Origin of the sequence: Sphingobacterium sp. SRCM116780, from assembly GCF_021442025.1 — a bacterium.
Taxonomy (GTDB): Bacteria; Bacteroidota; Bacteroidia; order Sphingobacteriales; family Sphingobacteriaceae; genus Sphingobacterium.
This window is the reverse complement of record NZ_CP090446.1, coordinates 2,006,560-2,022,625: the sequence shown is the minus strand read 5'-3', so window position 1 is coordinate 2,022,625 and position 16,066 is coordinate 2,006,560. Positions and strand designations below refer to the sequence as shown.

The following is a 16,066-nucleotide window of genomic DNA, read 5'->3' as shown; positions in this document are numbered from 1 at the left end:
TTTTATATGCAATTTTCAGATTTTCCTACATTTCTAAAAGAATCTTCTGTTTTCAGTGATGCCGAATTACAGTTACTCCTTACGACCGACCAATTACCTTCCGATAGAGAAATTGATGCCATCAGAGATGAACCTGAGGTTTACGATTTATTAAATGCATTTATCGGAGACGAAAATAGTCGTACTATTCATCTACAGCTTTATGCAAAAGAATTATTAAAAAATAATCAAGTCTTGCAAGCCTGGAAAGTTATCTTACTGTAACTCACTGTTAATATCATTTTTAATCAATTTCATTCTATTTAATAGGATATTTTTATTATTTTGCTATTAGTATTTTGTTAATTTCATTAAAATTGATTTTTTCTTGAAATTTAAACAAGAATTCTTGTACCTTTGTGCATTCGTAATCAAACGATTGCTTAAAGGAATTAAAAAAAGCTATTAAAAAACAAACTATATATCGATGAAACATAATTTTGGAGCAGGTCCTTGCATTCTGCCAAAGGAAGTTTTTCAAGAAGCTTCACAAGCTGTAATTGATTTTAATAATACAGGTTTATCAATTTTAGAAATTTCGCACCGTTCCAAAGAATTCGAAGCTGTACTGGATGAAGCAATAAAATTGGTTCGCGAATTGTTAAATGTACCTCAGGGATATTCCATTTTGTTTTTACAGGGTGGTGCAAGTTTACAATTTGCCATGGTTGCGATGAATTTATTGCCTGAGGGTGGTAAAGCTGCTTATTTAGATACAGGTGTTTGGGCTACAAAAGCTGCTAAAGAAGCAAAAAAAATAGGTCAAGTCGAAGTGATTGCTTCATCAAGTGATAAAAATTACACTTACATTCCTAAAAATGTAACCGTTCCTGCTGATGCAGCTTATTTTCATTATACGTCAAATAATACGATTTATGGCACCGAAGTATTTGATGTTCCAGCTTCAAATGTTCCTGTTGTGGTTGATATGTCTTCCGATATTTTTAGCCGTCAGATAACTGTTTCTGATTTTGATCTTATCTATGCCGGAGCGCAAAAAAATATGGGCCCTGCAGGCGCTACATTAGTGATTGTGAAAGATGAGATTTTAGGTAAAACAGGTCGTGTCATACCTTCTATTTTAGATTATTCGGCTCATATAGCTGCTGGATCAATGTATAACACGCCTCCAGTATTTTCAATTTACGTATCCTTATTAAATCTACGTTGGTTGAAAGCGAAAGGCGGTGTATCGGTAATCGAACAAGAAAATATCATTAAAGCACGTACTTTATATGATGAAATTGACCGCAATCCTTTCTTTAAGGGAACTGCTGTTGTGGAAGATCGTTCTCGCATGAATGTCACTTTTATTATGGATTCTGCAGAATTAGAAGCAGAGTTTTTGGCTTTATCAAAAGAGCGTGAGCTTATTGGTATCAAAGGTCATCGTTCAGTAGGTGGTTTTAGAGCGTCTATATACAATGCATTGTCGATTACAAGTATCAATGCTTTGGTAGATGCGATGAAAGAGTTTGAAGAATTACACAAATAATCAGAGACAAATAATGAGAATATTAGCAAATGATGGTATTGATCCAATAGGAAAAAAAATATTGGAAAATGCTGGATTTGAGGTAGACACAAATCATATACCGCAAGCAGAATTGGCGGAAAAATTACAACAATACGATGCGATTACAGTACGTAGTGCTACGCAAGTTAGACAGGCTTTAATTGATGTTTGCCCTAATTTGAAAGTTATTGGTCGTGGTGGAGTGGGTATGGATAATATTGATGTGGACTATGCGCGTTCAAAAGGTATAGCTGTAGTCAATACACCTGCAGCCTCTTCATTGTCTGTTGCTGAGCTTGTGTTTGCTCATCTTTTAAATGGCGTACGTTTCCTATATGATGCTAATCGTCAAATGCCAGTTTCTGGTGATACTAAATTTGGCTCTTTGAAAAAAGCATATGCTGGTGGAGTAGAGCTAAGAGGTAAGACGTTAGGTGTTGTTGGCTTTGGACGTATTGGTCGTGAAACAGCGAAAATTGGTCTGGGATTGGGCATGGATGTCGTGTACTATGATTTATTTGAAGGACCAAAAACCTTAATACTAAATTTGACACAAGGTATCGAGGTTGAACTTCCTGTTCAACAAATCGAAATGGAAGAGTTATTGAAAACTTCAGATTTCATTACGTTACATGTTCCATTTTTAGATAAACCAGCTATTGGTCAAGCAGAGTTTGCTTTATTGAAAGATCAAGTTGGTTTGGTAAATGCATCACGTGGTGGTGTAATTGATGAATTGGCGTTAATTGAAGCGTTAAATGCAGGAAAAGTTGCTTTTGCTGGCTTAGATGTATTCGATAATGAGCCAACACCAAGAACTGAAATCTTGAAACATCCGAAAATTTCTTTAACTCCACATATTGGAGCAGCAACAAATGAAGCACAAGAACGCATTGGCGAAGAATTGGCTCAGTTGATTATTGAGAATCTGAAGAAGTAGTCATCCGCAAGAAAATATTTATATTTGCGGCACAAAAACTTAATTGTATTTGTGCCGCTTTTTTATGCAAAAAGTCAAAAGTTAGCCGTTCATCTTTGTCCTCACTATCGTCAATCCGTTGCTCGTTAATGGCAAGAAAACTAATAAACTAGAAAATAATAAACTTGATGATTGAATTAGAAAATTTTGAGCAACATTTAAATACTTTATCATTCCACGATTGGAATAAACTTTTTGAATTAATTCCTCAAATTGAAAAAAATCAAAAATTTAGAGAACCTAAAGATTCTGAAAAACTTAAAAATGGTTCTTATTCATTTCCATATTGGGCATCATCTGAATTAGTAGACAAAACGTTTGAAATTATTAATACGTTAAACCTTGTACCAATATTTGATTGGACTTCTTGGATAGCGGGTAAAACTATTTTAAATGACAAAGAATTTGATTATTTAAAACTGGACACCATTACACTATGTAAACTATTTACTTTAATTATTAGAGCAGATAGATTTAGTGAAGGATTTATGGCGTCTTGTTTTGAAAGCGGAGTGATGTTGAAAATTATTAAAGCATTGAAAAATCGTTCAAATCAAAAAATAAATATAGATGTAGTAAGGTCAGCACTTTTTGGTGTCGCTGTGGGGGACGCATTAGGAGTGCCTGTTGAGTTTAAAAGCAGAGAAACAATAAGCAGGAACAAAGTTACTGATATGATTGGCTTTGGAACATACAATTTACTTCCTGGAACTTGGTCAGATGACAGCTCATTGACTTTCTGTCTCGCTGAAGCATTGACGAATGGATTTGACCTTCATGAAATAGGACAAAACTTTATAAAATGGGCTTATGAAGGTTATTGGACACCAAGAGGAATTGTTTTTGATATAGGAATTGCTACAAGTCAAGCTATTTACAGACTAAAAAAAGGAGAAATTCCAGAGCTAGCAGGGGGATTTGATGAATATGAAAATGGCAATGGTTCTCTTATGAGAATTTTACCATTATTATTTTACATTTCAGACAAACCATTGAATGAACGATACCAAAAAATAAAACAAGTTTCGTCTATTACACACGGACATATTCGTTCAGTAATTGCTTGTTTCTATTATCTTGAGTTTGCCAAACAACTGATAGAGCAGAAAGACAAATTTGAGATTTATCAAAATCTAAAAGTAGAAATTACGAATTTTTTGATTACGCTTTCAATTAACCAATCGGAAATTTCATGGTTTGACAGTTTGCTAAAATCAAACATTTACGAACAAACAGAAGCTAATATAAAAAGTAGTGGTTATGTCCTTCATACCATTGAAGCAAGTATCTGGTGTTTACTTACAACAAATAATTATAAAGATGCTGTTCTAAAAGCTGTAAATCTAGGAGAAGATACTGATACAACAGGAGCTGTCACAGGCGGACTCGCAGGACTATTATATGGAATTAATAATATTCCTAAAAGTTGGTTACAACAATTAGCAAGAAAAAAAGATATTGAAAATCTAGCAGAACGGTTTGCGAAAAAATTTGCTCGCCACTAACATAGATACTTAGCGAGATGAAATGCTAAAACTAAAGACCCCGTCTATCTTTGTATCGCCAAGTCGTTGCTCGTTGTGCGACATTTTGACCAATTGCACTTCAAACAAAACTCAAATGAAAATTAGTTCTATTATTGAGGTGCACTGCTGATTGTAGTCGGTTGTATCATTATTATAAAATATTGTTTATAACGATTTTAATCACTTTGTTTAATTTCGTTTTTTAATCATCTTTTTATTTAAAAAAAATTAAGTAAATGCCTATATTCACGGCAAAATTTAAATATAATGTAATTTAGTATGAAAATTTTAAAATTTGGTGGTACATCTGTCGGTAGTGCAGAGCGCATCAAAGGGTTGTTAGACATCGTAAACCCTTCCGAGCGTCAAATTGTTGTGTTGTCAGCCGTATCGGGGACAACAAATGCTTTAGTAGAAATCGGTCAAGCTTATTTAGCAGATAAGAAGGACTTAGCAAAGGATTTAATAAAGAAGCATAAAGACAAGTACGAAGACCTAATTAAAGAATTATTCAAAACTGAAGAAGGCTATAAGAACGGGAAAAGTTTAATCGATTCTCACTTCAATTTTATTGAAGGTTTCGCGAATGAACTTTTTACTTCTATTGAGGATAAAATTATTTTAGCACAAGGAGAGTTAATTTCAACAGCTTTATTCCATTTTCATTTACAAGAAATCAATGTTCCGTCGGTGTTGTTACCTGCATTGGATTTCATGAAAATTGATGAAGATAATGAACCTGTAGTTGGTTATATCGGAGAGAAATTATCAGCGATATTAGCTAAATACCCTGAAAATACATTGTTTATTACGCAAGGCTTTATTTGTCGGAATTCTTTTGGGGAGATTGATAATTTACGTCGTGGGGGATCTGATTATACGGCATCATTAATTGGTGCTGCTATTGGTGCGGAAGAGGTTCAAATTTGGACAGATATTGATGGCATGCATAATAACGACCCACGTATCATAAAAAATACAACTCCAATTGCTCATCTGAGTTTTGATGAAGCAGCTGAATTAGCCTATTTCGGTGCTAAGATTTTACATCCACAGTCTGTTTTTCCGGCTCAGAAATATAATGTTCCTGTCCGACTATTGAATACAATGGATCCACAGGCAAAGGGAACATTAATCAGTAAAGAGGGGGCTCAAAAGGGTATTATTCGTGCAATTGCGGCGAAAGATGGTATTACTGCTATTCATATTCATTCTTCACGTATGCTATTAGCTTATGGTTTCCTGCGTAAGGTTTTTGAAATCTTTGAACGTTATAAAACGCCAATTGATATGATCACAACATCTGAAGTTGCTGTTTCGGTGACCATTGATGATACAACAAACTTAAAAGATATCATTGCAGAAGTGGAAGATTTTGGAACAGTTGCTGTTGATGAGCATCAAACCATTGTGTGTGTGGTTGGTGATTTTGGTATGAACACACATGGGTATGCTGCACGTGTATTGGATGCAGTAAAACATTTGCCTATTCGTATGATTTCTTATGGTGGTTCAAATTATAATATATCTATTTTATTAAATTCTGATCATAAAATAGAAGCACTGAAGTCATTACATAACCGTTTATTTTAATTGAATTTTGATAAGATGATGAAGGAAAATATAGGTGATCGTTTCGTAGGAAAAGAAACACCATTTTATTATTATGATATGAAAGTCCTCGAAGAGACATTGGATGCAGCTTATGTGGCATCGAATAAAAGAGGTTTTCACGTTCATTTTGCGTTGAAGTCAAATTTCAATAGTCGTTTGCTATCGATGATTCAAAGTAAAGGCTTTGGAGGAGATTGTGTCAGTGGAAATGAGGTGCAACGCGCTATCGATGCTGGATTTGCTGCCAAGATGATCACTTTTGCAGGTGTTGGTAAGTCGGATAAAGAAATTAAATCAGCTTTATCACATGATATCTTTGCCTTTAATGTGGAATCTATTCAAGAACTTGAAGTGATTAATGAGCTGGCTGCAGAACAGGGGCGTAAAGCTAAGGTGGCCTTACGTATTAATCCAAATGTAGATGCACATACCCATCATTATATCACGACTGGGTTGGATGAAAATAAATTTGGCGTAACAAATGCGGAATTAGAAAAGGCTGCTGCTATTATTCGGAAATGCGAAAATATTGAATTAATAGGTTTGCACTTTCATATTGGTTCTCAGATAACGGATATGAATGTTTTCAAAAGCCTGTGTGTGAAAGTTAATGAGTGGAAGAATTGGTTTGAAGAGCATGGAGTTACGATCAAAGTTTTGAATGTTGGAGGAGGTCTAGGCGTTGATTATCATCACCCTGATGCGAAAGCAATACCAGATTTTGAAGCTTATTTCGATATTTTTGATAAATTCTTAGAAAGAAACCCACAGCAAGAAGTTCATTTTGAATTGGGAAGAGCATTGGTTGCACAGTGTGGTTCACTCATTAGCAAAGTTCTTTATGTAAAGAATGGATTAAAAAAGAATTTTTTAATTTTAGATGCAGGGATGACCGAATTAATGCGACCAGCACTTTACCAAGCTTTTCATAAAATTGAAAAACTAGGAGATGCTGCTGCAACAGAATTGGTTAATTACGATGTCGTAGGTCCAATCTGTGAAAGCTCAGATTGTTTTGGTAAAGAAGTTAGCTTACCGCTATCTCAAAGAGGAGATCTTATCGCTATTCGTACAGCAGGTGCATATGGTGAAGTGATGGCTTCTCGTTATAATCTTAGGGAAGAAATTCGCTATGTTTATAGCGATGATTTAGCGTAAGGGATTGCTTTAAACTAGAAAAAAGGCTTAAACTCATTGTTGTGAGTTTAAGCTTTTTTTTGTTGCGTTGTTTTTGTTTTCATATTGGTAATTCGTATTTTATTGTAGAGAAAGAATGATCAATAAAATTTTAATGTTGCATAGCATATCTGGTCGTTTTGTTTTAAATTAGTACAATAGGTAATTGAAAAAGAGTAGCTAAAATGATGATGCAAATTTTTAAAATAAACGTATATAGCGTATTTGGTTGTTTCGCCTGTTTATTTTTTAGTTGCACGGGAATAGCTGAAAAAAATGCAACTAAAGTTGAAACCAGTAGCAAAGATACTTTGGTTCGGGCGTTGGTTGTGAAGGATACAAGTAAAGAAATTGTAATGGATACAGCTGGTTGCGTCTTTTCTAATGATATAAAAGGAGATACTGAAAAAGCAATCTTTGCTTTTAATAAAGGGCTTAAAATAAATTGGAATAAAGACCATACTCGTGCATCTGTTTATCTGGATAATGACGATCAGTTGGAATTGAGTATAGGAGGCTGTGATCATTATAGTTACGATGCTTATTTGAAGACTGCTATAAATTATCGAGATCAATCGGCTGGTTTGGGTGGCGCATACTTTCTTTGGACCAGAGTATGGAAAAGACTATCAGGCTATTGTTGCAAATAAATGGTACCATGAAGAACGGAAGGAGCATAGCCCTGAAGGAATATATTATGCTATCCAAGATACAAGTACGGAAGAGACAAATATCATCAAAGAGGGATTTACATTTCAGGATTTAAAAGAGAAGGGATCGGGGATAGTTCTTAATTTTTATATGAATTAATTCGTAATCGGCTTTCATGAAGTAGTCTGGACTTTATCTTTTATGATAGCTTCTGCTTAAATAGCTTGTGTTTGTATCTTCATTTCTTTTAAGGTCGAATATATTTTGTTTTGAAGTGCATCCTCGTACCTTTGTGTATGCAAAATATCCAAAATATTCTTCAAAAATTATTTAGACATCAAGCTGAGATTGACTTTGATTTAGATGCATCATCCACGATTTTGTTGGCTCACTACGCTTATTTTCCAATCAAAGAGTTACTTGATTTTAAACCTACGTTTAAAATTGGATATCAAGAAGCTTTAAAAGACTTAGAGACACGGGTAGGAGTAGATCCCGCTACACTAGTCTTGTTAAAAGGTATTGCAGGAATTAAACTGGATGATCCAAATACAGAACATCATTTGTTGGAAGCACAGCGATTTCATGCTTCGGCTTTGGGCTATAGCTATTTGGCTTTATATTATTTTCTAAATGAAAATTTTGAACAGGCTTTACATGTTTATACGGAGGCAATCGATCATTTTCCAAAGGAACCATATTTTTATGCTTGTCGCTGTGTCATTAATCGAGCTTTGGAAGACGATGAGGGTGCTTTTTACGATTATCAAATCGCAAAACGGCTTGATTTTAATTACCATAGTTTATTAGAATGGCAAGAACATTTACCGTTTTTGACAGAGTTAAAACGCGAACACACCGAGATTCAGGAACTAGAAACTTCTTTGCAACATGATACAGATAATCTGGAGATTATGGTAAAATTGGCTTTGGAATATGTGCATATCTATGACTATCAGGCAGCGTTACGTTTGTATCATAAAGGATTGGAAATAGTAGGGGACAATCCGGAATTATATGTTTATAGAGCAGCTATCTATACGAAATTAACGATTTATATTGCCGCTATACATGATTGTAACCAAGCTATCGAAATTGATCGTAATTGTGTTCCTGCTTACGTACTGCGTGCAAAATTGCAGGAATGCCTAAAAGATGATCAGAAAGCGATTTCCGATTATCAACAGGCAGAATTGATTAATCCTGCACAATCAACTATTTATGAAGAACGAGCTTCTTTGTTTGAAAGAATGGGGAAATTTGAGGATGCAATACGCGACTACTCTACACTCATCAACTTGTTAAAAGATGATTTTTATCCCTACACGTTGCGTGCAGATCTTTTTGAGCGATTAGAGCGATGGGAGGATGCTTTAGGTGATTATAATGAGGCAATACTATTAAATCCTTATTATTCGGACTTGTATCAATATCGTGCTGCTGTAAAAGAAAATTTAGGAGACCGTGCTGGGGCAGAGGAAGACTTGAAAAAATTTGAAGAATTAGAAGAAGAATATGAATAAGAAAGGTCCAGTGTAAAGCACTGGACCTTTCTTATTTTGTTTAAATCAGCTCCTATAGCGCTGTTTGTTTTTCTAAAGTTTGGATATCTTTATGTGACCTACCAAAAGTTACGTCCTATTTAAATAGCAGGTTCTTGTTGACTTAAACAATGAAAACTGCCCAGCCCCCAAATAATATCTGTGGAATCAATACCTACAACCTTTCGATCAGGAAAACATTTTTGAATAATATCTAATGCAATTGTATCTTTAGCACAACGATAGGTCGGGACAATCACGGATTTATTGGCAATGTAAAAATTTGCATAAGATGCAGGTAAACGTTCTCCTTCACAGTAAACGCCATCTGGCATCGGTAATGTGATGATATTTAAGGAACGTCCATCTTCAAGTTTCATTTCTTGCAATTGACGTAAATTCGTTTGCAACAATTCGTAATTATCGTCTTCTATATGGTCTTCAATAACTGTCAAAACGGTATCTTCATTGATAAATCGAATGGTGTCATCAACATGTCCATCTGTATCATCACCAACAATTCCATCCTCTACCCACAATATTTGTGAAACACCGTAGTAATTTTTTAGGTATTCTTCAATTTGTTCTTGTGTATGTTCAGGATTCCGATTCTCATTTAATAAACAGGATTTGGAAGTTAATAAAGCTCCAGCACCATTAAATTCTACGGAACCACCTTCCATAATAATTCCAGGGTAGAAGACAGGTAGATTAAATGCTTTTGCTATTTTTGTTGGGATAACATCGTCATTTTCAAAGGGTGGATATTTTCCTCCCCAAGCATTAAAACCCCAATCGACAATTACTTTTTTATGATCAGGCTGTTGACGATTGATTAGGAAAGCAGGTCCATGGTCACGACACCAAGCATCATTGGTTTCATGAAAAAAGAATTCCACTTGATTTAAATCAGCATCTGTTTGCTCAATGTAGGATAAGGCAAATGCCTTCATCTCTTCGTTTTTAACATTAATCCTTACTTTTTCGCCTTTTGTCAATTCAGCAATGAATTGGGCATAAGCAGGAAATATCAAGTGGATGCGGTCTGGCCATGATTCATTCTTATGTGGCCAAGATAACCAGGTTGCTTCATGTTTTTCCCATTCTGCAGGAAATGTATATCCTAAATCTTTAGGATATAATGCTGTATTTACTGTATTCAATTTTTATTTCTGATTTAGTAATTCCTTTGTTCTCTCTAGATGTCCATCTAATTTCCAATTATCATGACCACTGATCACTTTTTTGATAACAGGATGTGCATGTTCTAGTTTTTGTATGGTAGCTGGCCATGCTGCTACATTTCCATCTCCTACAAATCCTAGATTCGTTGCTTCTGCACTTTTAATTAAACATCCACCGTTTAAGACCTGATATTTTGGAAACCAAACAACGGTATTATCCAAGCTGTGACCTTCTCCAAAATATTCAATCTTAAATTTTTCACCGCCAATACGATATGTTTTTCCTAAAACAATTTCTTTTGTTGAACTTGCTTTATTATTTGCTTTTAGTATCGTATTGGTTTGTGCTGTTGCATAAGTCGGGACACCAATCTTATTGTAGTAAGCAAAACCTCCTGCTCGGTCTTCATGCCAATGCGAAGCAAAAATGGCTATAACGGGCAAATGATGCTTGTTCTTAATGGAATCCAATAAAGGCTGGTATTGGGTTTGATCCCAAGGGGTATCAAAAATTACCACTCCTTTTTTGGTAATTAAATACAGACCATTTGCTGAATATTGTTGTCCATTAAACACATTATAAGTCGTATGGACATAGAGCTTGGGATTGATTTTTTCTATTTTAAGAACTGGATTTTGTGCAAATAAAGAGGTAATGCTTAAGGAAAAAATACTTATTACATACATCTTTATTAATGCTGTTTTGAAGTTAATCTTCATCAATAAATCGTTTTGTTATAGGAGCGTAAGTTTCTATTCTTCTGTCTCTTAAGAACGGCCAATGCTTGCGGAAATAATCGGTTTGAGACAAATCTAATTCAATTACTTCAGTCTCTTCTTGATCATGTGAAGCGAGGTATAACAGTTTTCCTTGCGCATTAGCAACAAAGCTTCCTCCCCAAAATTTCATCGCTCCTTCTTGTTCAAAGCCTACTCGGTTTACAGATACAACTGGAACACCATTAGCCACTGCATGGGAGCGTTGTATGGTTTGCCAAGCATTATATTGATCTTGGTTTGTTTCTTCATCTTGTGTGGTATCCCAACCAATTGCTGTTGGATAAAACAAAATATCTGCACCCATTAAAGCGGTTATACGAGATGCTTCAGGATACCATTGATCCCAACAAATCAAGACACCAATTTTACCAAATTTTGTTTTAAATACTTTATATCCTAAATCACCAGGTGTAAAGTAGAATTTTTCGTAGAATGCGGGATCATCAGGGATATGCATCTTACGGTATTTACCTAAATAAGAACCGTCAGCATCTAAAATGGCAGTCGTGTTATGATATAGTCCTTGCGCACGCTTTTCAAATAGAGAAGCAATGATAACAACTCCACATGCTTTAGCAACGGTAGATAACGCGTCTGTTGACGGCCCTGGAATAGCTTCTGCTAAATTAAAATTATCATAGTCTTCTACATCACAGAAGTATAAAGAAGTGAAAAGCTCTTGAAGACATACTATTTGTGCTCCTTTTGCTGCAGCTTCTTTTACTTGCTCAATCGCTTTGTTTAGATTTTCTTGTTTATCGGATCCACAAGTCATCTGTACAACACCAACTTTTACTTTGCTCATGCTTATTTTATATTTTAATTCAAAATACAAAGATAATAATCTAATTGGAGATATAAAGATGATATTTGATATCGTAGATAAATGAGAAAAGCCACTTGATCAAGTGGCTTTTCTCATTTTATTATAATTCTTTACGTAGTCGAGCTACTGGTATGTTCAGTGCTTCTCTATATTTGGCGACGGTTCGCCGAGCAATGTTGTAACCTTTATCTTTTAAGATTTCAGTTAATTTTTCATCAGCGAGAGGTTTGCGCTTATCTTCATTCGAAATACATTCCTCCAATATTTTTTTAACTTCTTTGTTTGAAACTTCTTCGCCTGAATCTGTTTGAATGGCTTCTGAAAAGAATGATTTTAATAGGAAAGTACCGAATTCTGTTTGCACATATTTGGAGTTGGCAACACGAGAAACCGTGGAGATATCCATGGCGATACGATCTGCGATATCTTTTAATATCATTGGTTTTAACTTTACATCATCTCCTGTTAAGAAATAGTCGTATTGATATTCCATGATTGCATTCATGGTTTTTAGCAACGTCTGTTGTCTTTGTTTGATGGCGTCAATAAACCATTTTGCAGAGTCCAATTTTTGCTTAACAAATTGAACTGCTTCTTTCATTTTTTTATCTTTTTGATCAGATTTTTCGTAATGCTCAAACATGCTTTGGTATGATCTGCTGACACGTAGCTCGGGAGCATTTCTACCATTCAATGTTAGGTGTAATACACCATCATTATTGGTGATATGGAAATCAGGAATTACATGGAGCTGTTTTCCTGCAACCGCACCTGAATCCCCAGGTTTGGGGTTCAATTTCAAGATCTCATTGACAATGTTTTTCAAATCTTCGGAACTCAACCCTAATGATTTTTCAAGTTTGTCATAATGCTTCTTGGTAAACTCGTCAAGATAATTTTTGACTACTTTAATTGCTTGAATAATGATGGGATTATTTTGATCTTTCTTTTGTAATTGGATCAGTAAGCATTCTTGAAGATCTCGTGCACCAATTCCTGCAGGCTCAAAGTCTTGAATAACTTTCAGCATGTCTAGTACTTCATTTTCATCAGCAATCACATTTTGAGAAAAAGCAAGATCATCAATCAAACTTAATATGGGTCTTCTCAAATATCCGTCATCATCTAAGCTTCCAATAATCTGTTGGCCGATTAAAAAATCACGATCATCTAAAGCTAATAAATCGAGTTGTTGTTGTAAGTTTTCAAAGAATGAGTCTTGTACAGCGATAGGGATTTCTTTTTTATCGTCCTCATCATCTGCGTAATTGTAATTGTTGGAATAATCACTGTAATCATCCTCCTGTATATATTCATCGACATTGAATTCGTCTCCTTCATAACTTTCCTCACTATCAAAATTGTCATCAGGATCACGATCTGGATATTCTTCGTTTGGTTCAGCCATGTTTGCTAAACTTCCGTCTTCAAGCGCTGGATTTTCTTCTAATTCTTCTTTAATACGCGCATCTAAAGAGACGGTAGGTACCTGTAAAAGTTTAATAAACTGAATCTGCTGAGGAGATAGTTTTTGTAATAACTTTTGTTGTAAGGTTTGCTTTAACATGTTTCGAATGACTAATTACATGATAAATTTATATAAATTATATCTATTTATGAAAAAAAACTTCTTATAAGCACGTTCGGGTATAATTATTGTAGGCTTGTTAAATTCTTATACACCTAATTATCAGAATTTGAATAATGAAATGTTAAATTTCGTTAATTCTTTATTTGAGTATATAAATCATTGTTTTTTTTGCTTGAATTCACAAAACATTTTTAGACCTTTACCGTATGTTCAAACGCATTAAAAATAAATTTTTACGCTATATAGTAATCGCTATATATTTTTTAGTTATCCTAGTTTGTGCCATCCAACTTAATTTTTTAGGTCTATTTGGTTATTCTCCTACAAAGAAGGATATTGTCATGCCAAGCGTGAATATTTCAACAGAATTGTATACAGCGGATAGTGTTTTGATTGGTCGTTACTTTGACGAAGATCGTAATCCGGTAGCTTTTGATAGTATTTCTAAGCATGTGATTAATGCATTGGTTGCAACTGAAGATGTTCGTTTTTATAAGCATAATGGCGTGGATTTTTTAGGTCTTGGATCTGGTATTATATCGACATTAACAGGAGATAAAAGGGGAGCAAGTACGATAACACAACAGCTGGCAAAGAATTTATACCGGACAAGATATAATAAATCAGAAGGGTTAATGGGTAAAATTCCTGGAGTTGGTTTGATTGTTACTAAGTTCAAGGAATGGATGACTGCATATAAATTAGAGTCAAGGTATTCCAAAAACGAGATCATCACCATGTATTTAAATACGGTATCGTTTAGTAATAATTCCTATGGTATTCAAACTGCTGCTCGAAGATATTTCAGTAAAAATGCCAGTGATTTAACGATTAATGAAGCCGCTGTTTTAGTTGGGATGCTAAAAGGTACAACCCTTTATAATCCTATTAGAAATATTGAAAAATCTCGAGAGAGAAGAAATATCGTCTTGTTCCAAATGGAAAAAGCCAATTTTATTGATCAAGCAAAAGTAGATCAATTGTCGAAAGAGCCCTTGGTTTTACATACGGAGAATAAAGATATTCATGCTGGAGAAGATTCTTATTTACGTGCAGCTGTAGAGCGCTGGTTAGAGAAATGGAGTGAGGATAATGATATGGATATTTATAAGGATGGCTTAAAAATATATACAACCATTAACTCTAAGCTTCAGAAGCATGCAGAAGAAGCGGTAGCCAAGCAGATGGAGGCATTACAACGACGTTTGAAAAATGCCTGGGGAAGCGAAGAGCCATGGCGTGATTTGGAAGGCAATATCATTCCTGGATTTATTGATAATTTGGTAAAAAAAACAGATTATTATAAATATTTAACAAAAAAATATAGTAGCACTCCTGATAGCATAGATTTTCATTTAAATCGGAAGAAAGAGATGGAAGTTTTCTCTTGGAAAGGGGAGCGCCTTCGTGAGAAAGTACAGATGTCTACTGTTGATTCAATTAAATACTATGTGACGATGTTGAATACCGGAATGATGAGTATGGATCCTTTTTCTGGAGAAATTAAAGTTTGGGTAGGAGGGATTGATCATCAGTATTTTAAATATGATCACGTGAATCAATCTAAAAGACAAGCAGGTTCTACTTTTAAACCATTCGTTTACCTAGCGGCATTGGAATCAGGTAAAAATCCTTGTGATCAATATCAAGATAAACCAGTAACAATAAAAATCGATAAAGGAGATTCTGTGGAAGTTTGGGAACCTAAAAATGCAGATTGGAATTTTAGTTATCGCAATATGTCATTGCGTTGGGCGATGGCACGTTCTGTAAATTCGATAACTGTTCAATTAACAGATGAGATTGGAGCTGACAAAATTGCTGATGCGGCTCATCGTGCAGGTATTGAAAGTAAACTGAATCCCGTAGCTTCTATTGGTTTAGGTCCAAATGATGTTTCTGTTTTTGAAATGGCGAACGGTTATGCCACAATGATGAATCATGGAGAACGTGTAACACCTATTTTGGTCTCTCGGATAGAGGATCATGATGGTAATGTCATTGCTACCTTTACACCAGAACGTAAACAAGTGATTAATAAGCAAGATGCTTGGTTGATGACTTATATGTTACGAGGTGGTATGGAAGAACCAGGTGGAACTTCTCAGGCGCTTTGGGATTATGATCTATTTGATAAAGAGAATGAAATTGGAGGGAAGACAGGTACTTCTTCTGAATATGTAGATGGTTGGTATATGGGTATCACCAAGGATTTGGTAACTGCGGTTTGGGTCGGTTGTGACGATCGTAATATTCACTTTAAAAATTCACAGACTGGAGAAGGATCAAAGACGGCACTGCCTATCTTTGGTTTATTTATGGAAGCTGTGTATAAAGATAAAGCATTAGGTTATACGCAAGGTAAATTTCCAGAACCGACTGTGGAGATTACTAAAAAATACAAATGTGAAACTCCAAGACCTCCTCGTGAAGAATCGGTATCTGATTCTACTGCTACAGAAGAAATACCTTTGGAAGGGTTAGAGGGAACTAATGAAGAAGGAGGAGAAGGTGTGACAGAGACTACTGGTCCTAATCAAGACAGGGCTTTGGATTCGGAAAAAGATGCTGTTGCTATTAAACCCGAAGATTACTCTAATACATTGGATTAAGAGTATACTTAATAGTTTTTAAATCGGTTGT

The 16,066-nt window shown here is 35.0% G+C and carries 13 protein-coding genes; 9 read left to right on the top strand and 4 right to left on the bottom strand.

The annotated features are described in order from the left end of the window. Positions 1-6 precede the first annotated feature (6 nt). The 8 genes from LZQ00_RS08815 (at position 7) to LZQ00_RS08780 (ending at position 9,024) form a co-directional block, all read left to right on the top strand. Complete coding sequence (locus LZQ00_RS08815; RefSeq protein WP_234514664.1) at positions 7-264, top strand: hypothetical protein; 258 nt, start codon at positions 7-9, stop codon at positions 262-264. Between the two features lie 202 nt (positions 265-466). Further along, entirely contained in the window at positions 467-1,534 is a 1,068-nt protein-coding gene (gene serC / locus LZQ00_RS08810; protein WP_234514663.1) for a 3-phosphoserine/phosphohydroxythreonine transaminase, read from the top strand. 13 nt (positions 1,535-1,547) lie between these two features. Further along, on the top strand, positions 1,548-2,495 hold the full coding sequence (locus LZQ00_RS08805; protein ID WP_234514662.1) for a D-2-hydroxyacid dehydrogenase: 948 nt from the start codon (positions 1,548-1,550) through the stop codon (positions 2,493-2,495). 167 nt (positions 2,496-2,662) lie between these two features. Further along, complete coding sequence (locus tag LZQ00_RS08800; protein ID WP_234514661.1) at positions 2,663-4,039, top strand: ADP-ribosylglycohydrolase family protein; 1,377 nt, start codon at positions 2,663-2,665, stop codon at positions 4,037-4,039. A 300-nt stretch (positions 4,040-4,339) separates the two neighbouring features. Next, positions 4,340-5,653: an aspartate kinase gene (locus LZQ00_RS08795; protein WP_234514660.1), complete on the top strand. Its 1,314-nt coding sequence runs from the start codon at positions 4,340-4,342 to the stop codon at positions 5,651-5,653. Positions 5,654-5,668: 15 nt separating this feature from the next. After that, complete coding sequence (gene lysA / locus LZQ00_RS08790; protein ID WP_234514659.1) at positions 5,669-6,832, top strand: diaminopimelate decarboxylase; 1,164 nt, start codon at positions 5,669-5,671, stop codon at positions 6,830-6,832. Between the two features lie 206 nt (positions 6,833-7,038). Next, a complete protein-coding gene (locus tag LZQ00_RS08785) occupies positions 7,039-7,500 on the top strand; it encodes a hypothetical protein (protein ID WP_234514658.1) in 462 nt (153 codons plus the stop codon). A gap of 297 nt (positions 7,501-7,797) precedes the next feature. Continuing rightward, positions 7,798-9,024 carry a hypothetical protein gene (locus tag LZQ00_RS08780; protein WP_234514657.1) on the top strand — a complete coding sequence of 409 codons (1,227 nt, stop codon included), beginning with the start codon at positions 7,798-7,800 and terminating at the stop codon, positions 9,022-9,024. Positions 9,025-9,143: 119 nt separating this feature from the next. On the opposite strand, the gene LZQ00_RS08775 is transcribed toward LZQ00_RS08780, so the two are convergent. The 4 genes from LZQ00_RS08775 to rpoN all read right to left on the bottom strand — a co-directional run bounded on the left by LZQ00_RS08775 (position 9,144) and on the right by rpoN (position 13,399). Next, entirely contained in the window at positions 9,144-10,205 is a 1,062-nt protein-coding gene (locus LZQ00_RS08775) for an agmatine/peptidylarginine deiminase (RefSeq protein WP_234514656.1), read from the bottom strand. Positions 10,206-10,208: 3 nt separating this feature from the next. Next, complete coding sequence (gene bla, locus LZQ00_RS08770) at positions 10,209-10,946, bottom strand: BlaB/IND/MUS family subclass B1 metallo-beta-lactamase (RefSeq protein WP_234514655.1); 738 nt, start codon at positions 10,944-10,946, stop codon at positions 10,209-10,211. Beyond that, complete coding sequence (locus LZQ00_RS08765) at positions 10,936-11,811, bottom strand: carbon-nitrogen hydrolase (RefSeq protein ID WP_234514654.1); 876 nt, start codon at positions 11,809-11,811, stop codon at positions 10,936-10,938. The genes bla and LZQ00_RS08765 overlap by 11 nt, the downstream gene beginning before the upstream one ends. Positions 11,812-11,932: 121 nt before the next feature. Further along, on the bottom strand, positions 11,933-13,399 hold the full coding sequence (gene rpoN, locus LZQ00_RS08760) for an RNA polymerase factor sigma-54 (protein ID WP_234514652.1): 1,467 nt from the start codon (positions 13,397-13,399) through the stop codon (positions 11,933-11,935). Positions 13,400-13,629: 230 nt separating this feature from the next. Here rpoN and LZQ00_RS08755 point away from each other — a divergent pair, with 230 nt between their 5' ends. After that, positions 13,630-16,035: a penicillin-binding protein 1A gene (locus LZQ00_RS08755; RefSeq protein ID WP_234514651.1), complete on the top strand. Its 2,406-nt coding sequence runs from the start codon at positions 13,630-13,632 to the stop codon at positions 16,033-16,035. The last annotated feature ends 31 nt before the right edge of the window (positions 16,036-16,066 follow it).